Genomic DNA, 23,300 nt, shown 5'->3' on the forward strand with positions numbered 1-23,300 from the left:
AAATTCCTTTAGATACTTAACTTAATAATGAAAAATTTTTAAACTTTTCCTCTATTTTATCAAGTTGAGAAGAAATACGAGCATCAATCTCTCCAAAATTAGTTTCAATTATACAACCACCTTTGCCTATGTTGGGATCTTCTATGATTTCTAAATTTTCTATAACATCAAATCTAGAAATAAAATCGCTCTTTTTATGTCTAACAATATCTAAATCATCAAGATTTACACGAATAGTAATCTGTGTTTTATCTTTTACCCTTTTCAACACCTCATTAACATTTTCTAAAACAATATCTTTTTGAGAATCTGTTATTCTCTTAATAACTTTAATTGCAATTTGCATAACAAGACTTACTATTTGACCACTTGATGATTCAAGAATACCTTTTCTTTCGGCAATCAAACTTGCTATTATGCTGTGCAACTTTCTCATAACTTTATCAAAATCTTCAAAACCGCTTTCATAACCTTTACTATATCCCTCTTGCCTACCCTTAGCTGTTGCTATCTCAAGATCTGTTTTTAATTTTTCTTCATACTCTCTTGTCAATCTTTCAATCTCAGCATTAGATTCAGCCTCAACAGATTCCTTCTTATTAATAGCCTCCCTTTGCAAAAGATCTGCTTCTTGCTTGGCTGCCTCTAGCACTTCATTAGCTTTTATCTTAGCCTCTTCAATAAGCCTCTTAGATTCAATTTGCACTTCTTCTTTGGCAAGTTCTTGTCTTTTAACAAGTTCTTCCTCAAGTCGTAACTTTTCATCTCTTAGAAATTGTAACTCTTCTTTAAGATTGGTAATTTGACTGTCTATGTCGTAAACCTTGCCTTCTTTTTCCTTGATTTCTAAAGATTCAAAAACAGGCTTTGCTATCTCAACAAATTCAAACTTTACTGAATTATCAACTTCTGACGATTTATATAAAACCTTAGGCAAATAAAACTCCTTTATCAGACAAGTACATCTTCTTCACCACCTCTTGAAATAACTATTTCTCCTTGTTCTTCTAATTTTCTAATAAGAGAAACAATTTTTTGCTGGGATTCCTCAACGTCTTTTCGCCTAGTAGGCCCCAAAAATTCCATATCTTCCTTAAGCATTGAAGCTGCTCTTTTTGACATGTTTTTGAAAATTTTTTCTTGAACAGGAATATCTACAGATTTTAAAGCTTTTGCTAACTCTTGACCATCTATTTCTCTTAAAACTCTTTGTATAGATCTGTCATCAAGCAAAACTATATCCTCAAATACAAACATTTTTTTCTTAATCTCTTCTGCAAGCTCTGGATCTTCTTCTTCAAGAGATTCAATAATAAACTTCTCCGTCTTTCTATCAGCCATATTAATTATCTCAACAACATTGTCAACCCCTCCTGCTGATGTGTAATCTTCTGAAGAAAGAGAAGCTAGTTTTTTCTCAAGAACTCTCTCAACCTCTCTTACAACCTCAGGGGAAGTTCTATCCATTAATGCAATTCTTCTTGCAACATTGGTTTGTACCTCCGTAGGCAAACTAGAGAGAATAAAAGAAGCCTTTTGGGGATCAAGATATGAAAGTATCAAAGCAATTGTTTGAGGATGTTCTTGTTGAATAAAGTTTAAAATATTTGCAGGATCTGCTCTTCTAACAAATTCAAAAGGCCTAGACTGTAAAGCAGATCCTAAATTATTAATAATATCAACTGCTTTTTGAGTACCAAGAGATTTTTCAAGAAGCTCTCTTGCATAATCAATTCCACCCTTTTGGATAAATTCTTGAGCCATCATTAATTCTTTAAACTCTAAAAGAACATTATCTTTAAGTTCAGAAGTAATTGTCTCAAGCTTTGCTATCTCAAATGTCAAAGACTCTATCTCTTCTTGAGAAAGATACTTAAACACTTTAGAAGAGATTTCAGAACCTATTGAAACCAATAATATAGCGGCCTTTTGCTTGCCTGTTAAAGCAGAAACATCAAGAATCTCCTTTTCTTTTTTTTCTTCCATATCAATTACTACCTTCTATGCGTTTTTCAAAAGCCATGTTCTTATAAGCTTAGCAACATCTTCTGGCTTTTCTCTGGCTAAAAGCTCAGCATTATTTTGAAGCTCATCACCCTCCCTAATACCGCCAACAACATCATCAACGCCAATATCGTCACCACCATCCATTAAGGCTTGTTGACGTCTTAAATGTGCTTGCTTTGCCAATTCCTCTTCTCTAAGGCGTCTTCGCCTTTCAAGTTCTCTAGAAATAGCAAAAAATATTGTAAATACTAAAATCAATAATGAAAATATTATACTTGCAATAAATAAAAAATATCTAAACCTTTCGCTTGCAAAATAGTTTTCATCTATTTCTCTAAATTCATTCATGCGATCAAAAGATATATTTCTAACTGTTATTGAATCACCTCTTTCTGGCTTATATTCAAAAGAACTTTGCAAAACATCTTCAATATTTTTTATTTCTTCTAATGCCATGGGTTTATATTCTCTTTTTCTCATTCCATTTTCTATTACGAAATTTCCCTTCTCATCATACACAAAATTCCAAATACCATCCACAAAAATACCAAGAGAAACACCTACAATCCTAGCAGGCTCTTTTTCACTTGTAGATTTTTTTTCATTTAAAGCAACATTTTTGATCTCTTGAGACTCATTATATTTACCAGTAATATCGCTTAAATCTTGATATTCAGGAGGAGTATTGCCTTCCTGGCCAGGAGGTCCCCACGGACTATACCCTTGCCCCTGATATTCTTTTTTCTGGGTCTGAGAAGATATAATAGTTGAATCGCTTACTTTTCTAGTGTTATAAGAAGCTTTTGGATCTTGGGCTTGAAGCTCAATAGGAGCATACTCTTTAGACTCTGTAGTTTCTTTTGAAGTATCAAGTTTTACATTTACTCTTGCTATCATAAATCTATCAACAGATAAAACCTTACTTAATGCAGAGTCGATTTCCCCCCTAAGCATAGCTTCATACTTAAGCTTTAATTTACGCTCTTTTTCTGCTAAGTCTATCCTATCTATTCCATCTAAATTATAAAAATCATTCAAAATAGTTCCACTATTATCAACAATAGCAATATTATCAGATTCAAGGCCTTCAATGGCATACTGAATAAGCTTAACAAGTCCTTCAACTTTTTTTCTATTGGTAATAATATCGGAGCCAGGCCTTGGAGTAATCCTAACAGATGCTTTAACAGGCTCTTGCGCCTCTTTAAAAAGAGCTTTCTCAGGCATAACAAGATTCACACTAACAGCATCAACATCGTCTAAAGCTAAAATATGCTGCTCAACCGCTCTTGTAATAGATCTTCTAAGATTAATGCTTCTTTCAAAATCAGTAATGGTCCATCTATCAATATCAAACAAAGCCCATGGATCCATATGAACAGGCACAAGCTCTTCTCTGACAAGAATTGCTCGCATTTTTTTTGCAAGCTTTTCATCATCTAAATAAATTCTTCCATCGGAACTCAAAAAATATTTAACATTTTCTCTATCAAGTCTTTGCGATATTCTATCTAAGAGATATTGATCTTTAATTTCAACTCCAAAAAGAGCAATACTTTGACTTTTAGTAGAAAGTCCTATCAAAAAAACAAACGCAAGAATAACAAAAAAAATAATCAATCCTAAGGCTATTTTCTGAACCGTACTAGCTTTTTTGAAGATTCCTTTTGCTGAAACAAAAAAATTAGTAAAAAAATTGCTCAAAATCTTATGGCTCCTTAACGAATATTGATTATGTCTTGATAAGCCTTAATACCTCTCTCAACAACAGCCTTTAAAATGCTTAAATTCATATTAGCCTTAGACATCGCTATTACAAAATCATGAACATCAACACTACTAGGCTTAAGAACAGCTTGTTCCATAACTTTAGAAACATTTAATTGACTTTTGTTGACATCAGTAATCGCATTTATTAAAACATCCTTAAACGTTTTAATATCATTGCTTTTGGCACTATTTTTAGAAGAACCAAAAAGATTCACATCAAAATGCAAAGGATTTTTCTTAACCAAATTAATATTATTCTCTGTAAAAAAAGCATTCATTCTCACCAACGATCTCTCCTTTAGCTTTGAAGTATAGCTAATGCACTTCTAAACATAGATTTACTACTGTTGATAACAGTAGAATTTGCCTCATAAGCACGAGAAGCTGAAATCATATCTACCATTTCTTCAACTAAATTGACATTAGGAAGCTCCACATAACCTTTTTTATCCCCAAAACTTATTGAATCAGGATGAGTTGGATCATATTTTAACTTTAATGGAGACTTATCTTTTTCAATGCTAGCAACCCTAACCCCTTGCCCAATACCATTATCAAGATAATCTGGAATAAAAGGACCTTTCCAATAAGGATTATTAACCCTTGGTGCAAAAATAATCCTTTGCCTTCTATAAGGCCCACCATCAGGAGTTCTAGAAGTAGAAACATTTGCAATATTATTAGAAATAACATCAATCCTTAACCTTTGTGCTGTCAATCCCGTTGAAGCTACATTAATGCTTGAAAACAATCCCATTTTACATTCCTTAAAATATTAATTTATTTTAATACAATATTTATACTTTTAAAATAATGCGACTGAACACTGGTCATAAGATGATACATCATTTGGTTTTGTACAAGTGACTTAATCTCAGAATCAATATCAACATTATTGCCATTATTATTCATAGTTGAAAAATGATCAAGAAGTCTGTGGGGCTTAACATCTGAATACTCTGGATTTTTAAGCCCAGATAAATGCTTATCGCTAGACTTAATTAAATTTAGATCATTTTTATTTTTATTTAAAAAAGCCTTTTCCAGCTCTGACTCAAAAGAAATTTTACTTCTCTTAAAATTTGGAGTATCTACATTTGCTATATTGTCAGAAATAACGCCTTGTCTTAAACTCAGAACATCTAAATACCTATGTGAAAAATCTATAGATCTTTCAAAATCATTCAAATTAAAACCCCCTCGTTTAAAATTGCTTTTAACTAAATTATATAATAATTTAAATCTTTTTGTTCGTTAATTTGTATTTTTTTATTAACATAGTCCAAGTTTATTTCAAATTTTTTCAACTTACTACCAGGTACCTCAAAAAAAAGATCTGCAAGTACTTTTTCCATAACACCGTGAAGCCTTCTGGCACCAAGATTTTCATTTTCAAGATTCATATTAAAAGTAAGCTCTGCAATTCTATCTATAGCCTCTTCGCTAAACTTTAAATCTAAATTGTAAACCTTAAACATCGCAACATATTGCTTTATTAAAGAATTTTTTGTTTGTTTTAAAATTTTTTTCAAATCATCTATGCTTAAGCTCTTAAGCTCCACCTTAATTGGAAATCTTCCTTGAAGCTCAGGTATTAAATCAGAGGGTTTGGCTAAATTAAATGCTCCTGCTGCAATAAATAAAATATGAGAAGTATCAACTATTCCATATTTTGTATTAACTTTAGAACCTTCAATAATTGGTAAAATATCTCTTTGAACACCCTCTCTAGATACATCATTGCCACTCCTATTCTTAGCAGCTATTTTATCAATCTCGTCAATAAAAATAATTCCCATATTTTCAACTTTAGATTTTGCAATATCTGAAATGTTTTCGTGATCAACCAATTTCTCAAGCTCTTCTGCTAAAATTATTTCTTTTGCCTTTTTAATCTTCAATTCTCTTTTCTTTTTTCTATCAAATATATTGCCCAATAAACCGCCAATTCCCATATCAATTTCTTCAAAATTACCACCTGTAAATATTTCTATTGTGGAAAATGGCATTTTACTAGAAATTTGTATTTCAATAGTAGTATCATCAAGCTCACCTGCTCTAAGCTTTTTTCTAAGCTTCTCTTTTACCTTTTCTTCTGCTTTTATTTCATTTGGATCTATATTCTCAGAACTACCAGATCCTTTAAAAAGACTCTCGACTATTCTCTCCTCTGTTTTTACTAAAGCATCTTCTCTTACGGTACTATACATCTCTTCTTTTACCATATTAACTGCAATGCCCATCAAATCTCTAACCATAGATTCAACATCACGACCAACATAACCAACCTCGGTATATTTTGTAGCTTCAACTTTAAGAAAAGGAGCTTTAATTAACTTAGAAAGTCTTCTTGCAATTTCAGTCTTTCCAATACCCGTTGACCCAATCATAATAATGTTTTTAGGCATCACCTCATCTTTTATTTCTTTTGGAAGTCTGGACCTTATATATCTATTAACAAGAGCAATCGATACTAATTTTTTAGCTTCGTCTTGACCTATTATGTACTTATCAAGTTCTGCAACTACATCTTTGGGAACTATATAATGCTCTTTTAATTTATTCATTTTCAATCTCCTCAAGTACAATATTAGAATTAGTATATATACATACCCTTGCTGCTATTTTTAAAGATCTGCGCGCAACCTCAAAAGCACTTAATTTTTTATTTTCCATGTAAGCAAGAGCTGCTGAATATGCATAATTACCGCCACTACCAATTGAAATAACATCCTCCTCAGGCTCAACAACATCGCCAGTACCAGAAATCAAAAGAATATTGTTAGAATCAGCAACAAGCATCATAGCCTCAAGCTTATGAAGTATTTTGTCAGAACGCCAATCTTTCGCAAGGTCAACAGCTGCCCTTTTAATGTCAATCAATCCATCACCTTTTGCCTTAATTTTTTCTTCAAATTTTTCAAAAAGAGTAATTGCATCAGACGTTGAGCCCGCAAATCCTGCCAAAATTCTTCCATTAAGCAATTTTCGTATTTTAATAGCATTACTCTTTAAAACAGTATGTCCAAAAGTTACTTGTCCATCTGCTGCCACCACGGTCTTACCATTTTTTTTTATTGCTATAACTGTGGTTCCTTTAAAGTCCATATTACCCCCTATTTATATACCTCTTTTAAAAGTTCTCCAATAAGAACATCAGATACATTTTTACAATCACAACACTCTTTAGGATCGTCTTCAATATTATTAGAATCTACATATTCAATATTCAATAAAGCATAAAGATCCTTAACAGTTTTTATTTCTTGCGCGCCAAAACCGTACAATTTTACGGCCCCATCACCACAAAAATTTAAATCATAAACATAAATGTCAAGTCCCAAGTCAAGACCAAGTTCAGCCGTAATCAAAGCTCCCGATTTTAAGGGCGCATAAGTTATAAAAATAGCATCTGACAGGCCTGAGATCAATCTATTTCTTTTAGCAAAAAAATAATTTTGAATTTTATCAAATGGTAAAGTCTCAGTAATTATTCCTCCACCTTGTTCTAAAAGCTTGAAAACATATTTTCGATTTTGCTTAGGATAAATATTATCAATATCTGTTGGAATAACAGCAAATGTCCTACTATTCTCATTTATTGCTGCTATATGAGCTTCAATATCAGCGCCAACTGCAAATCCAGAAATAATTTCTATGCCATTTTTTGCAAGATGTGAAGAAAATTCTCTTGTTCTCTCGGCAAGAGTTTTGCTAATTTTTCTAGAACCAACAACAGCCCAAGACAATGAAGAAAAATTTGGCAAATTGCCTTTATAGTAAACAGCAAAAGGGGGATCATAAATTCTTTTAAGCTTATTAGGATAAAACTCAGACCCTAGAATAGCAATTTTAGCCTTTGTCCTTCGAATAACCTTTTCTTGCAATTCTACTAATTTTAAACTGGGCAACCTAAATGATCTTCCAAACGATCTTAAAAGATAAGATTCAATATCCTTTTGAGTCAATTTAATAATATCATTAAAATCAAAATTATTAAAAAGTTTTAATTTCTCCTTGCTTTTTAAAAACTTTAAATTATCAATATAAAGCAATTTCATCATAAATAATTACTTCAAATTACTCATGATCCTAGAAACACCTTCTCTTTGCTCTTCGGTTGAAGCATTTTTACTAGCTTTCTCATAAAACAATATAGCATTACCAAGATCACCTAGTGAATAATAATTTGCACCTCTTAGCATAAAAAACTCAAAATAATCCTCACCCATATCATCAAGTTTGTTTAAATAATTTTTAGCTTCAAGTTGTTTGTCAAGATCATATACATACATATTAGAAATAGCAAAAAGAGATTCTTTAAAATCATCTCTGATTGAAAGTGATTTTAAAAAAGAATTTTCAGCAAGAATTATGTATTTTTCAACTTCATCTTTTACTCTTAAATTTTTAGCTAAATTATAAGAAGCAACACCTACGTAAAAATGGGACAAATAATTATTAGGGTTGATTTCTAAATTTTTAGCAAAATACTCAATAGCAGGTCCATACTGACCAAGCTTAAATAATTCAAGACCAATCAAATTGAAAAATCTAGCTTTCTTATCAATAGAATTAACTATCTTTAAAATATTTTTATCTTCTTTTTCGATAAATTCTTTATAAACTTCAATCTTAGATTCAGATCCACCGCCTGAAATTTCCAATTCTCTTAATCTAAGCCCAAGATTCAATTTTTCTTTAGATTCACCACCACAAGATAAAAATAAATTAATAAGTATTATGAACGACAAAATTTTCATCTAATCATCGCTACTTTTTTTATTTAAATTTCTAAGAAACGTTGGAACATCAATGTCATCATCAAAATAATTAACATTTTTGGATTTTGCTGCAAAAGAAGAATCTTGATGTTCATAAGATCCAGAAGGAACATTTTGATTGCCTGACATTAAAGTATCAAACTCTTTAGAGCTTAAAGTATTATTTTCCGACACATTTGATATTTCTTTTTGCTTTTTAGATGCAAAACCTGTAGCAACAACTGTAACGTAAATCTCATCTTCAAGATTTGAATTAATGGCATGACCATATATTACAGTAGCCTCATCATCAACACTAACAGTAATTATCCCCATAATCTCCTCAAGCTCCAGTAATGAAAAATCATCTCCACCAGTAACGTTAACAAGAAGCCCCTTAGATCCTTCAATACGAACTTCTTCAAGTAGCGGATTGCTAATCGCAGAAGTGGCAGCATCAACAGCTCTGTTCTCACCCTTACCATATCCGATTCCCATCAAAGCATCGCCTTGCCCTTGCATAATACTTTTAACATCAGCAAAATCAATATTAACCTCTCCATGCTCAATAATAAGTCCCGCAATGCCTTGAACACCCATTCTCAAAACATCATCTGCACGCTTAAAAGCATCTTTAATGGTAGTCCTTTTGTCAACAACAGTTAAAAGTTTTTGATTTGGAATAATAATTAATGTATCTACGGACTTCCTTAGGTTATTTATTCCTTGCTCGGCAAGTCTCAACTTCTTAGGACCTTCAAACTTAAAAGGCTTTGTTACAACTCCAACTGTTAAAATACCGAGCTCTTTGGCAACTTGCGCAATAACCGGAGCTGCCCCGGTTCCTGTTCCACCTCCCATACCAGCAGTAATAAACACCATATCAGCACCGGAAAGATGATTACGTATAACATCTATGTCTTCCTCTGCTGCAGCTTGCCCAATCTCGGGCTTTCCTCCAGCACCAAGCCCTGCTGTAACTTTTGCCCCAAGAGCAATTTTTATAGGAGCAATAGAAGTTTGAAGAGCCTGAAGATCAGTATTGGCTACAATAAATTCAACATCTCTTACTCCATATTCAATCATACGATTAACAGCATTACTACCTCCTCCTCCTGCACCAATCACTTTAAGAATTGTAGGATTTGTAGTAGAATCAAATCTTCTTGTGTTGCTATCAATCATATTATAATCTTTCATCAACGCTTCCTCCACGATTGGTCAAAACCATTCTTTCAAAAACCAACCTTTCAACTTTGAAGATATTTTATTTTTTCTTTTAACTTTACCGCTTACCTTCTTTAATTTACTGAATTTTTGTTGCTCGTGCTTATAAAGAACAAGACCAAGAGCTGAAGAAAACTTAGGATCTATGTGCTCTTCTCCAATCCCATTAATACTCATTGGCAAACCTATTCTTGCGGGGTAATTAAATACTTCTTCTATTAAATTGGAAATACCTGGGAATAAAGCTCCTCCACCTGTTAAAACTATCCCACCATTGATTTTATTATAAAGCCCTCGTTTAAGTATTTCCGCTTTCATCATTTCAAAAATTTCTCTCAGCCTTGAATTAATTATTACAGACAACTCTTTTCTACTTTTCTCTTGAGGAGGTCGAGTTCCAAGATTTGGAATAATTACAGTTTCCATTTGACTTTCAAGAATAGATGGATGAGCAATTCCAGCTGTTATTTTAATATTTTCAGCAACATCCTCAGGAACCTTCCAAACTTGAGCAATGTCAAGAGTTACTCTATTAACACCAATAGGAATCACGCCCGTATAATAAGGAGAACCGTCAATATAAAGAATAATATCTGTTGTCCCTTTACCCATATCAATAAACAAAACACCCATCTCACGCTCTTCTTTAGAAAGAGTTGCGTAAGATGAAGCTAGGCTTCCAAGAACAACCTCATCAACGGCAAAGCCAGCTCGATTTACACATCTGACTAAATTCTGACTAGAAGAGCTAGACCCCGTAATAATATGCACCTCCCCTTCAAGACGAATACCCATCATGTCTATTGGGTTTTTTATATGAGGTATTCCATCTACAATAAATTCCTGAGGAATAACATGAAGAATTTCTCTATCCATCGGAATTACAATTGCTTTTGCTGCTTCAATTACCCTCTCAACATCTTCTTCATTAATTTCTCGTGTTTTTGAATTTATTGCAACAACACCACGTGAATTAGTTCCCTCAACGCTACTTCCAGACATAGAAACTGAAAGCGATGTAATATCACATCCTGAAATAAGCTCTGCAGCCTCAATAGAATTAGATATTGAATCAAGAGCAGCTTCAATATTTATTAAAACTCCCTTCCTAACCCCTCTTGATATACTAGTGCCTATTCCAACTATTTCTAATTGATCATTTAAATTTACCTCAGCAACAACAGTACAAATTTTTGAAGTTCCAACATCCAAACCTACTATCAAATTCCTAGACACTAACCTTCTCCTAACAAAATGATATCACCACTTCTTAAATCTATAACGCCAGGTTTTCCTTTAAGCAAATCAACTGCAAGAAACACTTTATGCATTACATCCATTAAATCCATATCAACTGTTATCAATATTTTATTATATATACTTTTAATATACAAAATTACATTATAATCATAGAAATTCAATTTTAAAAAATTCACCTCTGATATTAAATTATACAAATATTTTTGATTTATTTTAAGATAATCAAGGCCTCTTACAACATTAAGCATTCTGTCTTCTAGAAAATCTCCTACATTATTACCATTTAAAACTAATCCGCTAATTATAGGCAAATCATAGATTAAATACTTACTTTTTTCCAAAATTACACCATCTGATGCAATGCAATAATAAGTAATATTACCATTTACGTTTTCTAAAGCAACAGCAATGGGTATTCTTTTCTCTATTTTAATATTAATTTTGTTAGGAAACTTAAGATCAACTTTAACATTCTTTATCCTTAAATCTCTTTTAAGATTCTCCTCATATCTTCTAACATCAGCATTATGATAATATGTATTGGGTTTAATTCCCGAAATTTCAATTATATCCTCTTTAGAAAAAGAAATATCATTGTTAATACTAATATACCTAATCAAAAAATAAGGAGACGCAAAAATAATAATTATTATTTCAAAAAAAATTAAAGACGTCAAAAAATATATGTACTTAATTAAAAATTTTCTCTCAAAAATCATAAACTAACCCGATTTACACTACTGGAAAAATTTATCAATTATTACTTAAGTTTTTTGCAACATTTGAAATAAGACCAGAAAGTGCCATGGTAACAATAATAGAAGATCCCCCAGATGAAAAAAACGGCAAATTTATTCCGGTGGGAGGCAAAAGACCAATTGCAATTAAAATATTCATTATACTTTGAAGAAAAATTGCAAGACTTGAAATAAATGCAAGAAAAAATTTAAACCTGCTATTAGAATGAATAGCTATAAAATAACCAAAGTAAAAAAACAAAAAAAATAAGCTTATAGCAAACAAAACACCTAAAAATCCCAATTCTTCTCCAAGAACTGAAAAAATAAAATCGGAATTAGCCTCTGGCAGTTTTCCAAGCTTTACCTCTCCCATTCCCAAACCTTTACCTAAAATTCCCCCACTTTTTAAAGCATTAAGAGATGCTATTATTTGGTAACCTTTGCCAGAAGGATCTTCGTAAGGATTAAGAAAGGCAAAAATTCTAGAAACTCTATAAGGTTCAAGCATTAAAAATATAGCAGAAACTGGCAAAAAAGTAATCACAATGGCAAAAACATAACTAAATGCCATATTAGAAACAAACAAAACAATAAAAAAAAGAATAGCAAAATAAATAGCTGTTGAATAATCATTTTGCAAGATTATTAACACCCAAAAAATTGCAAAAATAAACATTGGCTTTAACCAGTATGAAACACCATTGTTTTTTCTTAGATCAAACTTACTCAAATAAGCTGAAAGATAAACAGTAAAAGATATTTTAAAAATTTCAGAAGGTTGAATACTAATACCTTGAAAGAATATCCATCTTTTTGCCCCAGAAATACTTGGAGCCAAAAAAGTTGCCATAATTAAAAAAAGAGTTACAATTAATACAGGAAATATTGTTTTTTTTAAAAAATCTAAAGAAATTCTTTCAAAAACAAGAAAAGCTATAAAACTCAAAAAAAGATAATTAAGCCTTGTGAAAAATAAAAAATTTGGATTACCTGTCAGTTCTAAGCTTAAGAAAAAGGAAGAAGTATAAAAAACTACAAGGCCATAGGCTACTAATAGTAGCAAAACAAGCAAATAACACATCCTAAGTGAATTTATCTCTACAAACATAATAAATTATCTGATTTTTATTGTACTTAAAGCAATTATAGCAAATATTAACCCTATTATCCAAAATCTAATAACAACTTGCATCTCAGACCATCCAAGTTCTTCAAAATGATGATGAAGTGGAGCCATTCTAAATACCCTCTTTTTAGTCTTTTTGTAAACCATAACTTGAATAATTACAGACATAGTTTCAATAATAAAAACACCTGCAAGAATTGAAAAAAGTATTTCACTTTTTAAAATTAAAGCTGCCATTCCAAGAATGGCACCCAGAGCCAGACTACCTGTATCTCCCATCATAATTTTAGCAGGATAGGCATTAAACCATAAAAATCCAAAACTACCTCCAAGCAAAGCTCCAAGAAATATTACAAGCTCTTCAGAGCCTTTAATATTTGGAATATGCAAATAAGCTGCAAAATCAGCTCTGCTTGTAAGATAAGCGATTATTATTAAAGCCCCTGTTATAACTATACTTAATCCAATTGCAAGTCCATCAAGCCCATCTGTTAAATTAAAAGAATTAGAAGCAGAAATTAAAATAAACATGCCAAAAGGGATGTAAAACACACCCAAATCTATTTGGAAAGATTTAATAAAAGGAAAATAGATTACACTAACATGCTCACCCCCAAAATAATACAGAATGCCAACAGAAATAAAAGAAAATATCATTTGCCCATAAACCTTAAATCGGGCTTTAAGTCCATCTGAGGTTTTCTTTTTGATTTTCAAAAAATCATCTATAAATCCCAAAAAAGCAAATCCAAGCATAACAAAAACCATAATCAAAAAATAAACATTTAAAATGTTGCTCCAAAACGCTAAAGAGATAAAAACACAAAAAAAAATAAGAATGCCTCCCATAGTAGGAATTCCTGTTTTTTCACTTAAATGCCTCTTAGGACCATCTTCTCTTAAAATCTGATCGGCTTTTAATTTTTTTAGTCTTAAAATAATATGGGGACCTACAATCAAAGAAAGCAAAAATGCAAAAATTGTAGCATAAGCCATTCTAAAGGTAATATATTTTAGTAGCCGTAAACCTAAAAGGTAAAACATAAGAACCTCATCATCATTTAAATGTAATTTAAAATTCTCTCCAGCCTATTGAACCTTGAGCCCTTAATTACAATAAAAACTGAAGGTTCCAAGCTTTTTAAAAAAAAATTAATAAATTTATCAAACTCACTAAAATAATATAAATACTTTTCAACTAAATTCTCAGAATCTCTAACATCTAAAAATTCTTTGCCAATTAGAAAAATTTTGTCAAAATTCATTGAAATAGCTTCTTGAATTAAATCTTTGTGAGTTTTGTATGCAAATTCTCCAAGCTCTTTAAAAGACCCAAGAACTATAAATTTTTTGTTTTGGATATTAAGATCCAAAATTATATCTTTTAAGGCCATAAAAGAACCCATATTGCCATTATAAGAATCATTTAAAATTAAATATCCATTTTGTGTAAAAATTTCTGCTCTACCCTTTTGAAAAGCAGTTTCAATCAGACCTTCTCTTATTTCTTTCTCTCTCATTCCTAAAAATAAAGCCAAATTAATACACCCTATTGCATTAAAAACATTATGCCGACCTAACAATAAAATAGAGTACTCAAACCCTTTGTAAACAAAATCATAAAAAAATTTCCCCCCCAGAAAAGAAAATGATTTAATATTAAGATTTTCAAAATCAAAATAAACAATTTTAACATTTGGATTTGCGATTTTTGCTTTTTTTTCAAGATAAACACAATAATCATTCATTTCATTTAAAACAAAGATTTCAATGTTTTTACCAATTATTTTGCTCTTTTCAAAAGCAATAACTTGTAGCTCCTTGAAAGCTTGCATATGTGCGTAGCTTATATTAGTAATAATAACAATTTCCGGCTTTAAAATTTGAGACAAAAGATCCATTTCTCCAACATAACTAACTCCAACTTCAAAAACAGCATATTCTTCATTACCTTCTACCCTTAAAATACTAAGAGGAAGCCCAATGTCAGAATTTAAATTACCCCAAGTTTTGTAAGTTTTATATTTCTTTGCAAGTATGCTATAAAGCATCTCTTTGGTTGTAGTTTTACCATTACTGCCTGTAATGGCAATTCTTTTAAAGCTTGTCCTTTCAATCAAAAAAGACGCTAAAGTTTGAAGAAGTTTTATTACATTGCTTGTAAGCAAAAATACTAATTCTTCATTATCATTTAAATATTCAATGCACTCGGATTCATGATCTCTTGAACATACAAAGCATTTAACACCCAAATCAATTAAATATTTAACAAAAGAAAATCCATCTACTTTATTTCCCTTATATGCAAAATAAAGGCTAACATTGATATTATCATTCTTTATTTCTCTACTATCTAAAGAGTAAAACGATACTATCTTTTCAATATTTTTTATATTTCCTACAAACTTAACATCTTTAGAAGAGATTAAAATATCTTTAATCTTTATACGCACACAAACCTCATTCTAAAATTTTCTACTCAGCAAAAATATTTATATCTTCATTAGCCTTTTTTTCCAAATTCAATTCTCCAAAACAAAAGCTCTCTATTCTATTAATATTTTCAAGTTCATATATTACTGTCAGCAATCTTAAATTATCATCAATAATATTTTCCTGCTCATTGTCTAAGTGATTAAATTCTCTAAGCTTTACAACATATCTAAAATTTAAGTAAATATTAAAACACAATATAACTGTTAGTATCAAAATTAAAATACAATAAATTTCAAACTCAATTTTACTTATGCTATTCATAATTTTCTTACAGCTCTAAGCTTTGCGCTTCTTGAAGGTTTATTTTTTTTGATTTCATCAAAACTTGGAATAATAGGCTTTTTTGAAATCTTAGCATACAAATCACAGCTTAAACTTTTAAAAAAATCTTTTACAATACGATCCTCTATTGAATGAAACGTAATAATAGCTAAAATTCCATCTTTGGCTAAATTTTCTACCCACAAAGGCAAACTCCTTTTAAGTCTAGCAAGCTCATCATTTACATAAATTCTTAACGCTTGAAAAGTTTTTGTAGCTGGATTTATTTTAACTTTTGAAAAAGGATAAACTCTATTTATTATGGACTGCAACTCTTTTGTAGTTTGTATTTTTTTGTTTTTTCGATATTCTACAATAGCTTTAGAGATTCTTCTAGAATAATGCTCATTGCTTAAATCATAAATTAAACCTTCAAGATCATATTTACTAAAAGTATTTACAATCTCAGCCGCACTAATGCTGCAAGAAGAAGAACAAAGTCTCATATCCAAAGGTTCATCTTCAAGAAAAGAAAATCCTTTTTTACTGCCTTTGTAATGAAACATAGAAATACCAAGATCAACTAAAATAAAATTAGCTTTGACATTTAAAGGGTAATTGGCAAAAAAATTATCAAACCAATCATTAAAATATGTAATTCTCTCTTCAAAAATAAGAAGAAACTGCTTTGCTCTCTTTAAAATCTGAGAATCTCTTTCAATTCCAACTAAACTTAAAAAGTCATATTTCTCAAGAATCGCTTTTGCATGAACACCTTCTCCAAGAGTAGAATCAATGTATATTAAATCGCTTTTTACAGGTAAATCTTCTATAAGCTTACAAATTGCATCAAGAAGTACTGGGAAATGAAAAACATTATTATTCATTTAATTTAAACCTATAAATTATCTTTTTTTCATTTCCATAAACATCACCATATTTTATTTTAATTTCATTTTTACCCTTAATAAAATTAAGATCATTTATCTTAAGACATCCGCCATCTTTTTTAATATTCAAAACATCCAATCCATAATTTTTCTCCTGAGCCAAAGCATATGTATTATTAATCAAAAAAATATTTTGAAAATCTGAACGAAAAATACTTTTATTATTCAAAATAGCCTCAAAATAATAAATTCCTTTAAGAGAATTTTCAAAAGATTCCACTTTTTGAGTATGAAAATATAACAAAAGACTATACTGGCCAGAATCGACATTTAAATTTATATTTTTTGATAACTCCAATCTCTCATCATCACCTTTTCCTTTTAAAAAAACACTGCCTAAAGTATAAACTGTATCAGCAACTACATTGTTCTTATTCTTAATAACAAACAAGGGATTGAGAATCTTTTTAGCACTAGGATCATTAACTACTAAATCAATAACACTCTCTTCATCTTTTAAAAAAATCTTTCCAAGTTTGTAAAAAAATCCTCCTAAAACCTCTAAATTCAGATTTAGATCATTGTCAAAAATGATTAAAATACTGCTATTTCTATCTAACCTATTTTTTGAATATAAGACTTTATAATTATTTGAAAAAACAGATACTGTCTTTTTCAAGGGCCTTAACCTTACTCCGATATTCAATTTATTATTATCCAATACACCAAAATCTTTAACTAAAGCAAACTTTTCATCATTTTTAAATTCCAAAAATGGATATAAATCCAAAATATTAAAGAAAAACATAAAAACAATTAAAATCACTGCCCCAATCCCAAATATTTTAAATCATTATTAGTATTAAAATACAAAAGTCCCTTTCCAAATTCAACAAAAGAGCTTATTTCATCTTTAATAAAGATATTATCAAATAATCTAAAAGAATTTGCAGAATACGTCTTTATATTAATAATTTTTTCACTCTCAGAATAAAAATATATTCTGTAAATATTTTGCAAATAATCATATGATGCTCTTAAAATAGAATTTTTATTTTCAACTTTAAATATTCTACCACTTTTAATATTTATCACCACAAGTGAATTTTCACTCTCAATAAACAAATTATAATAATCATCCATTTTTATAAAAGTCTCAAAACTATTAATAGCTAAATTGCTTAATTCTAAAATTTTTTTATAATTACTCTCTAAATCAATTATTTCTAAAAAATACTTGGAATTACCTTTTAGTGAAACTAAATATCTATTATCAAAGCTTAATTTAACAAACCATGTTGGAAATTTTCTCTCCAAAAAATTTTCCGTATAAATTATCTTGCCTTGTTTATATATATTAACCTCACCGTTAGAAAGTCCTAAAACTAAAACTTCGTTATTGTAATCCACACTTAAAATTGAGGACAAAAAATTGAGCACTAGTATATTATTTCCACCAGAATCATAAATCTCTAAAGTCTTATACAAGTTGTCCAAAGTAAAAATTAAATTATTTATTACAAAAACAAAATCCTTGAACTTGAGAGTAAATAAAAATTTATTGTTTTTAACAGAAAAAACAGAATAATCCTCACTAGAATTTAAAAGCACATAATAATAGTCTGAATAACTTATTAAGTTGTTACTTAAAAGAGAATAACAAGATTCTACGAAATTAAGATTTAAAACCTTATTTGATACAAAAACATTCTTACTTAAATTGATATTTTTATAATCAGATTTTTTTTCAAAATTCTTAAAATCATAAAAATTGGATACATTCATGATAGATCTTATAAAGAAATCAATCAAAATTATAAACAATAAAAATAAATTCAAGATCAAAAAAAATTTTAATTTTCTGAATTTAGTTGCGCCCTCTTCTGCATTAAAACTCAATATAACTCCCCTCCCCACTTTAATCTATCTATTTTGCTTTAATTAAATCTGAACTAAACTTTGAAGACCAAACTTCATGAAACCTTAAAAATTTTTCAGCAACTTCTTTTTGAGAAGCTATAGTAGCCAAAACTCTTCCAGCTTCAAGATAACCAAGAGAATGCAATCCAAATTCGCGAGATCCACTAAGCTCATATTTGCTCCTTAAAATAAATGCTCCTTCTTCTAAAAGTTCAAACACTTTAATGAGATGTTCAAATTGAAATTTATAATAAGGACTCTCAAGTTTTAAATTTTTAGAAAAATCTCTAAAATCAATAATATTTTTAGAAAAAATAATAAATTTAAGATATGCATCCTCAAGAAAAACAAGTGTTTTAGAATCTTTTTTACTAAAATTTTTAGCCAAATCAATTAAATAACCCAATTTTTTAACAATTAAAAACCTCTCTTCAGGGTTTAAATTAAGAGCCTGGGGCATTTCAATTAACTCTCTTGGGGTGATACTAAGAACGGGGCTAATAACTAAACTAAAATCAGAAATCAATCCAGATAAAATTTTTTTTATAGAATAATTTACTTTCAATCTAGGCCTAGTATAAAAATAATTTAAAGACGAAACATAACTTAAAACATTTAAATTAAAATCAATAAGATCAGATGAAAGCTTAGCATTTGATGAAAATTCACTAGTCTCTTTTATAGCTGTTATATCATTTAAAGTCCTTAAAATAAGATTATTAATATACACTATTTTTTTATAATTTTCATTATCAACTAAATCCATAAACACCTGCCTAAAACTCATACAAAGGTGATTTATCAGCTATCCAATACATTGTTTAATAACAAACATATTAAATATTTTAACAAGTTATAAATTTATAAAAAACACCCTTGGAACATTAACTTTGCGAATAAACAAAACACCAACATCCTTATAATAAATTATGTAAAATTTTAAATAATTTTTAAAAGTATCAAGTCTTAAAACATACAAAATCCTCTAGTCTTATTAAAGATTAGATTAAATTAAGCATTCAAATAACAACCAATAACAATGTTTATTTAAAAGAACACTGTTTGAAGAGCATTAAACTTACAATAATTTGTTTTTCAATCTCTTAACAAAAGTATCCGTACAAAATGAAACAAAATTCAAGCTTTTAGAAGAAATTTTAAATTCAAAAACAACATCAACTCCAAAAGAACCAAAATTAATTCCATCTAAAAAAATTGATGCTGCTGCTATGAAATATTCCTTTGAAAAAGAAAGAGAAAGTTTACTTAATTTAGAAAACACAAAAGAACGATTATAAACAGAATGGGGAGAAATAGGCGTAAATAAAAACCCCTCAAGATCTGCTTCTAAAATAGGACCTCCTGCTGAGAAAGAATATCCTGTTGAACCTGTTGGGGTAGACACAATTATCCCATCACTTTTATATGATAAAAAACTTTCAGAATTAACCTTAAGATCTACATAAATCATTTTATTAAGAACGCTTGAGCGAATAATAATATCATTTAAAGCATACTTAGAAATTAAATCTTTACCATGCTGATAAACTGTTACATGAAGCAAAAATTTTTTATTAATAGCTAAAGAATTGTTAAAAAATCTATCTATGACTTTTTTAAAATCTTCAATCTTAATGTCTGCTAAAAACCCTACCTTGCCCATATTAATTGAAATAATTGGAATATCAAAATTTTTACTTTCAAGAAGCAAATTAACAGCCAAAAGAACCGTTCCATCTCCTCCTAAAGTTATCAAAAAAAGAAAATTTTCTCTTGGAAAAGAAAGTAAAGGCTTACCAACATCTATTAACACCACCTCAATAAAATACTTAGTTTCTAAATAAACTTTAATATCATTGCCTAAAAGGCTAGCTCCTGACTTTAAAGTATTAATGCAAAGAAGAACTTTATTCTTCATGTTGATCTTTATATGGAATATCGTCAAATTCGCATTTATCAAAAATCTTTGTAATATCAATTAATACTAAATATTCACTCTCAAGATTATCGATCTCGTCAAGCTTTACAACTCCAGATATATATTTTCTATCTAAAGTTTGCAAAGTAGCAGGGGGTTCTTGAATCCTAGAATCATCAAAGCTAATAACTTTAAGAACCCTATCAACAAAAATGCCTAAAAGTTTATTTTTAATCTTAACTATTAAGTATCCTGTCAAAAGCATATCTTCTTCTGTTGTTGAAATAGAAGGAACCCCAAATTTAATATTTAAATTGACCAAAGGAATAATAATGCCTCTAAGATTATAAATGCCTATAATATATTCTGGAACATTTGGTATAGCATAAACTCCTTCTGATGGAACTTTAATAATTTCTCTAATATGCTCTATTGACACCCCATAACTTTCTTTGCCTATTTTAAAACCCGCAACTTGAAGCTGTGACTTTTTCTCTTTAGATATTTCTTTTCTCAACATATTTTATACCTTTAAATTGATACTTATAACAATTTAATTAAATTATTATTTGCCAAAACTTTTACCTAAAAAATAAATTTCAAAAGAATTTTTCCTTACAGCTTTGGGCCTAATTTTTTTTACAAATTTAAAATATTTTTCAAACCTTTTAAAAATTTGCATCTCATCTCCCCCCTGAAAAACCTTAATAAGCAAATTTCCTTTTTTAAGTAAAACTTCAAGCGATAAATCTATTATTCTCATGTTTAAATTAAAAGAATTACTAGTATCTACAAGCCTATTTCCAGTAGTTCTAGGAGCTACATCGCTAATTACAAGGCTATAAGGCCCAAACGTATTAATTTTAAAAACCGTATCATCTGAAAATATGTCTCCCTTTATAAAATAAAAATTATTAACATATCTAAGACCAATGTCATTAATATCAACAGACACTAGAATACCTCTTTTAAGCTTTTTATAAGCATATTGAGAAAAGCTACCGGGCGATGCACCAATATCTAAAACATTACCATAAGAAAATAAAGAAAATTTTTCATTAATCTCTATCAACTTGTACACAGACCTTGCCAAATACCCTTCTCTTTTAGCTTTTTGAGAATACTCATCATCCAAACGATACACATCAATCCCTTTAATACACTTTATTATACTTTTTCATTATAATTCTTATTATGCAAAATAAACTATTTTTAAAAAATATTGAAAAAAATATTAATAAAGTCTTTTCAACAACTAATTTTCTAAATTTATTCAAAGATAAAGATTTAAAATTTACTCTTAAAATAAAAAGGGAAACCCTTGATTACATTAAAGCACCAGCAATTGAAATCATTAATAGAGGCGGAAAACGAATAAGACCGATGATAATGATTCTTTTAGCATACGCATTGGGTTTAAAAGAAAAAAACGACGAATTAATATATAAATTAAGCTTGCTGCTTGAACTTCCTCATTCTGGAAGTTTGATTATTGATGACATTGAAGACAATTCACTAAAAAGACGCGGCACATCAGCAATACATTTAATCTATGGAATAGATAACAGTATAAATGCTGGTAATTTAATTTATTTTTTACCTGCAAAATTAATAGAAAGATCAAATTTAAAAGAAAATCAAAAATTACTAATTTATGAAAATTTCTTTACTACCCTTTCAAATCTACATCTAGGACAAGGAATTGACATTAAATTTCACAATGAATCGTACATTCCAAGTATTGAAGAATACATTTCTTTAGTAGAATTAAAAACAGCTTCGCTTTTCGGAATGGCTAGCTTTTTAGCTGCAATACTAACAAATAATGAAGACAAAGCTAAAAAAATTTACAGCACATTCTTAAAACTTGGCGTTTATTTTCAAATAATAGATGATATTAAAAACATTAAAAATAAAATTAATGGCAAAGAGTTTGGAGACGATTTACTTGAAGGAAAAAAAAGCTTGCCAATAATTTATTTTTTACAAGAAAAAAAATTTGAACCAAAAATTATTTCAAAGTTTAATCAAATAAAAAATGCTAAAACCGCTACAGCAAGAAAAGAAATATTCAAACTAACAGAGATGATAAATTCATCAAAATCAATAAAAAACTCAACTATTATTGCCTTGAAATATTTAAACGAGTTTAAAAACGAACTAAATTTATACTCATTAACAAATAAATATAAAAATCTGCTAATAGATATTGTTGAACAAATAAAAGAAGGAATATAATGAAAAAAATAATAATATTGACACTTTTTTATGGCCTAGTCCCAAATATTTGCCCTACAATAACATCAAAATTAAAAATCAATGAACAAGCAAATAAACATACGATAGAAAAACTTTACCAAAAATCAATGTTATTAAAAAATTCAAAAAAATATAACAAAGCCATAGCAAATCTAAAAAAAATAATTAACATGGATCAAAATCAAGTTGATGCTTATCTTTTGCTCTCAGAATTAGAATATTTAAATAAAAACTGGAAAAAAGCAATTATCAAGTCTCAAGATTACTTAAAAATAATAGACTTCAAAGATAGCAAAAACTTTTTAGACATCTCTTGGGCATACTTTTTAATAGGAGAAGTCGAAAATTCAATGGACTACATAATTAAATTTCTCCAAAGCGAAAAAGAATTGTTTAAAGAAAATATATTTATAGCAATTGATGCTCTTTTTAAAAAAAGTATTTATCATTTTATAAACAATGAAAATGCGGCATTTAATACAATATTAACCTTAACGTTCCAATTAGCACTTAATGACGATACTTTATTTATAATTTTTTTAAATAATTTAGAAATAATAAAACAAATACCCTTCTATTATTTCAATAGGGAAAAATTAAAAGAATTATATCTACAAATTAGTACTCTAAAAACAATTCAAAACACAGAGTGCAGAACTTAAA

26 protein-coding genes are annotated in these 23,300 nt (G+C 29.2%); 2 read left to right on the plus strand and 24 right to left on the minus strand.

Annotation, left to right across the window (positions count from 1 at the left end; genetic code table 11):
* Positions 1-16: 16 nt before the first annotated feature.
* The 24 genes from fliH to QIA27_RS02065 all read right to left on the minus strand — a co-directional run bounded on the left by fliH (position 17) and on the right by QIA27_RS02065 (position 21,522).
* Positions 17-937 carry a flagellar assembly protein FliH gene (fliH, locus tag QIA27_RS01950; protein ID WP_301353588.1) on the minus strand — a complete coding sequence of 307 codons (921 nt, stop codon included), beginning with the start codon at positions 935-937 and terminating at the stop codon, positions 17-19.
* Between the two features lie 14 nt (positions 938-951).
* Positions 952-1,986 (minus strand): flagellar motor switch protein FliG, encoded by a 1,035-nt coding sequence (gene fliG / locus QIA27_RS01955; RefSeq protein ID WP_002556889.1) that lies wholly within the window; start codon positions 1,984-1,986, stop codon positions 952-954.
* Positions 1,987-2,001: 15 nt separating this feature from the next.
* On the minus strand, positions 2,002-3,711 hold the full coding sequence (fliF, locus tag QIA27_RS01960) for a flagellar basal-body MS-ring/collar protein FliF (protein ID WP_301353589.1): 1,710 nt from the start codon (positions 3,709-3,711) through the stop codon (positions 2,002-2,004).
* Positions 3,712-3,725: 14 nt separating this feature from the next.
* Complete coding sequence (gene fliE, locus QIA27_RS01965) at positions 3,726-4,064, minus strand: flagellar hook-basal body complex protein FliE (RefSeq protein ID WP_301353590.1); 339 nt, start codon at positions 4,062-4,064, stop codon at positions 3,726-3,728.
* Positions 4,065-4,075: 11 nt separating this feature from the next.
* Positions 4,076-4,534 (minus strand): flagellar basal body rod protein FlgC, encoded by a 459-nt coding sequence (gene flgC, locus QIA27_RS01970; RefSeq protein WP_006068481.1) that lies wholly within the window; start codon positions 4,532-4,534, stop codon positions 4,076-4,078.
* 23 nt (positions 4,535-4,557) lie between these two features.
* A complete protein-coding gene (gene flgB, locus QIA27_RS01975; RefSeq protein WP_301353591.1) occupies positions 4,558-4,965 on the minus strand; it encodes a flagellar basal body rod protein FlgB in 408 nt (135 codons plus the stop codon).
* A 32-nt stretch (positions 4,966-4,997) separates the two neighbouring features.
* Positions 4,998-6,344, minus strand: a complete 1,347-nt coding sequence (hslU, locus tag QIA27_RS01980; protein ID WP_301353592.1) for an HslU--HslV peptidase ATPase subunit — start codon at positions 6,342-6,344, stop codon at positions 4,998-5,000.
* Positions 6,337-6,885 (minus strand): ATP-dependent protease subunit HslV, encoded by a 549-nt coding sequence (gene hslV, locus QIA27_RS01985; RefSeq protein ID WP_006068858.1) that lies wholly within the window; start codon positions 6,883-6,885, stop codon positions 6,337-6,339. The genes hslU and hslV overlap by 8 nt, the downstream gene beginning before the upstream one ends.
* Before the next feature lie 8 nt (positions 6,886-6,893).
* On the minus strand, positions 6,894-7,838 hold the full coding sequence (gene dprA / locus QIA27_RS01990; RefSeq protein WP_301354317.1) for a DNA-processing protein DprA: 945 nt from the start codon (positions 7,836-7,838) through the stop codon (positions 6,894-6,896).
* Between the two features lie 9 nt (positions 7,839-7,847).
* On the minus strand, positions 7,848-8,540 hold the full coding sequence (locus QIA27_RS01995; RefSeq protein ID WP_301353594.1) for a tetratricopeptide repeat protein: 693 nt from the start codon (positions 8,538-8,540) through the stop codon (positions 7,848-7,850).
* Positions 8,541-9,740 carry a cell division protein FtsZ gene (ftsZ, locus tag QIA27_RS02000; protein WP_301353595.1) on the minus strand — a complete coding sequence of 400 codons (1,200 nt, stop codon included), beginning with the start codon at positions 9,738-9,740 and terminating at the stop codon, positions 8,541-8,543. It abuts the gene before it with no gap.
* A gap of 21 nt (positions 9,741-9,761) precedes the next feature.
* Complete coding sequence (gene ftsA / locus QIA27_RS02005) at positions 9,762-11,003, minus strand: cell division protein FtsA (RefSeq protein WP_301353596.1); 1,242 nt, start codon at positions 11,001-11,003, stop codon at positions 9,762-9,764.
* On the minus strand, positions 11,003-11,746 hold the full coding sequence (locus tag QIA27_RS02010; protein WP_301353597.1) for a cell division protein FtsQ/DivIB: 744 nt from the start codon (positions 11,744-11,746) through the stop codon (positions 11,003-11,005). Before QIA27_RS02010 ends, ftsA begins: the two co-directional genes overlap by 1 nt.
* A 34-nt stretch (positions 11,747-11,780) precedes the next feature.
* A complete protein-coding gene (gene ftsW / locus QIA27_RS02015) occupies positions 11,781-12,839 on the minus strand; it encodes a putative lipid II flippase FtsW (protein ID WP_301386605.1) in 1,059 nt (352 codons plus the stop codon).
* 42 nt (positions 12,840-12,881) lie between these two features.
* The gene (gene mraY / locus QIA27_RS02020) at positions 12,882-13,937 is read right to left on the minus strand and encodes a phospho-N-acetylmuramoyl-pentapeptide-transferase (protein WP_301353598.1); all 1,056 of its coding nucleotides are present in this window, start codon (positions 13,935-13,937) and stop codon (positions 12,882-12,884) included.
* Between the two features lie 17 nt (positions 13,938-13,954).
* Positions 13,955-15,346 carry a UDP-N-acetylmuramoyl-tripeptide--D-alanyl-D-alanine ligase gene (locus QIA27_RS02025; protein WP_301353599.1) on the minus strand — a complete coding sequence of 464 codons (1,392 nt, stop codon included), beginning with the start codon at positions 15,344-15,346 and terminating at the stop codon, positions 13,955-13,957.
* A gap of 22 nt (positions 15,347-15,368) precedes the next feature.
* Positions 15,369-15,650, minus strand: a complete 282-nt coding sequence (locus QIA27_RS02030; RefSeq protein ID WP_301353600.1) for a hypothetical protein — start codon at positions 15,648-15,650, stop codon at positions 15,369-15,371.
* Positions 15,647-16,537: a 16S rRNA (cytosine(1402)-N(4))-methyltransferase RsmH gene (rsmH, locus tag QIA27_RS02035; RefSeq protein ID WP_301403519.1), complete on the minus strand. Its 891-nt coding sequence runs from the start codon at positions 16,535-16,537 to the stop codon at positions 15,647-15,649. Before rsmH ends, QIA27_RS02030 begins: the two co-directional genes overlap by 4 nt.
* Positions 16,530-17,366 (minus strand): hypothetical protein, encoded by an 837-nt coding sequence (locus QIA27_RS02040; protein WP_301353602.1) that lies wholly within the window; start codon positions 17,364-17,366, stop codon positions 16,530-16,532. The genes rsmH and QIA27_RS02040 overlap by 8 nt, the downstream gene beginning before the upstream one ends.
* On the minus strand, positions 17,363-18,439 hold the full coding sequence (locus QIA27_RS02045) for a hypothetical protein (RefSeq protein ID WP_301403520.1): 1,077 nt from the start codon (positions 18,437-18,439) through the stop codon (positions 17,363-17,365). Before QIA27_RS02045 ends, QIA27_RS02040 begins: the two co-directional genes overlap by 4 nt.
* Positions 18,440-18,467: 28 nt before the next feature.
* Positions 18,468-19,226, minus strand: a complete 759-nt coding sequence (locus QIA27_RS02050) for a hypothetical protein (protein WP_301353606.1) — start codon at positions 19,224-19,226, stop codon at positions 18,468-18,470.
* 312 nt (positions 19,227-19,538) lie between these two features.
* Positions 19,539-20,378 (minus strand): NAD(+)/NADH kinase, encoded by an 840-nt coding sequence (locus tag QIA27_RS02055; protein ID WP_301353607.1) that lies wholly within the window; start codon positions 20,376-20,378, stop codon positions 19,539-19,541.
* Positions 20,368-20,898: a chemotaxis protein CheW gene (locus QIA27_RS02060; protein ID WP_301403521.1), complete on the minus strand. Its 531-nt coding sequence runs from the start codon at positions 20,896-20,898 to the stop codon at positions 20,368-20,370. Before QIA27_RS02060 ends, QIA27_RS02055 begins: the two co-directional genes overlap by 11 nt.
* 45 nt (positions 20,899-20,943) lie before the next feature.
* Positions 20,944-21,522, minus strand: coding sequence for an SAM-dependent methyltransferase (locus tag QIA27_RS02065; protein WP_301353611.1), 579 nt, complete (start codon positions 21,520-21,522; stop codon positions 20,944-20,946).
* Between the two features lie 50 nt (positions 21,523-21,572).
* On the opposite strand from QIA27_RS02065, the gene QIA27_RS02070 reads away from it, so the two are divergent.
* The gene (locus QIA27_RS02070; protein ID WP_301353612.1) at positions 21,573-22,616 is read left to right on the plus strand and encodes a polyprenyl synthetase family protein; all 1,044 of its coding nucleotides are present in this window, start codon (positions 21,573-21,575) and stop codon (positions 22,614-22,616) included.
* A complete protein-coding gene (locus QIA27_RS02075) occupies positions 22,616-23,299 on the plus strand; it encodes a tetratricopeptide repeat protein (protein ID WP_301403522.1) in 684 nt (227 codons plus the stop codon). Before QIA27_RS02070 ends, QIA27_RS02075 begins: the two co-directional genes overlap by 1 nt.
* Position 23,300: the final 1 nt, after the last annotated feature.

This window comes from [Borrelia] tanukii (assembly GCF_030439725.2).
Lineage (GTDB): Bacteria > Spirochaetota > Spirochaetia > Borreliales > Borreliaceae > Borreliella > Borreliella tanukii.

Excerpts from the sequence above, each read along its gene's own strand:
- QIA27_RS01995 (WP_301353594.1), bottom strand. The coding sequence starts at position 8,540 with ATGAAAATTTTGTCGTTCATAATACTTATTAATTTATTTTTATCTTGT.
- hslV (WP_006068858.1), bottom strand. The coding sequence starts at position 6,885 with ATGGACTTTAAAGGAACCACAGTTATAGCAATAAAAAAAAATGGTAAG.
- QIA27_RS02055 (WP_301353607.1), bottom strand. The coding sequence starts at position 20,378 with ATGAAGAATAAAGTTCTTCTTTGCATTAATACTTTAAAGTCAGGAGCT.
- hslU (WP_301353592.1), bottom strand. The coding sequence starts at position 6,344 with ATGAATAAATTAAAAGAGCATTATATAGTTCCCAAAGATGTAGTTGCA.
- QIA27_RS02075 (WP_301403522.1), top strand. The coding sequence starts at position 22,616 with ATGAAAAAAATAATAATATTGACACTTTTTTATGGCCTAGTCCCAAAT.
- QIA27_RS02060 (WP_301403521.1), bottom strand. The coding sequence starts at position 20,898 with ATGTTGAGAAAAGAAATATCTAAAGAGAAAAAGTCACAGCTTCAAGTT.
- dprA (WP_301354317.1), bottom strand. The coding sequence starts at position 7,838 with ATGAAATTGCTTTATATTGATAATTTAAAGTTTTTAAAAAGCAAGGAG.
- QIA27_RS02010 (WP_301353597.1), bottom strand. The coding sequence starts at position 11,746 with ATGATTTTTGAGAGAAAATTTTTAATTAAGTACATATATTTTTTGACG.
- flgC (WP_006068481.1), bottom strand. The coding sequence starts at position 4,534 with ATGGGATTGTTTTCAAGCATTAATGTAGCTTCAACGGGATTGACAGCA.
- QIA27_RS02070 (WP_301353612.1), top strand. The coding sequence starts at position 21,573 with ATGCAAAATAAACTATTTTTAAAAAATATTGAAAAAAATATTAATAAA.
- QIA27_RS02050 (WP_301353606.1), bottom strand. The coding sequence starts at position 19,226 with ATGGATTTAGTTGATAATGAAAATTATAAAAAAATAGTGTATATTAAT.
- rsmH (WP_301403519.1), bottom strand. The coding sequence starts at position 16,537 with ATGAATAATAATGTTTTTCATTTCCCAGTACTTCTTGATGCAATTTGT.
- ftsZ (WP_301353595.1), bottom strand. The coding sequence starts at position 9,740 with ATGAAAGATTATAATATGATTGATAGCAACACAAGAAGATTTGATTCT.
- fliG (WP_002556889.1), bottom strand. The coding sequence starts at position 1,986 with ATGGAAGAAAAAAAAGAAAAGGAGATTCTTGATGTTTCTGCTTTAACA.
- mraY (WP_301353598.1), bottom strand. The coding sequence starts at position 13,937 with ATGTTTTACCTTTTAGGTTTACGGCTACTAAAATATATTACCTTTAGA.
- QIA27_RS02030 (WP_301353600.1), bottom strand. The coding sequence starts at position 15,650 with ATGAATAGCATAAGTAAAATTGAGTTTGAAATTTATTGTATTTTAATT.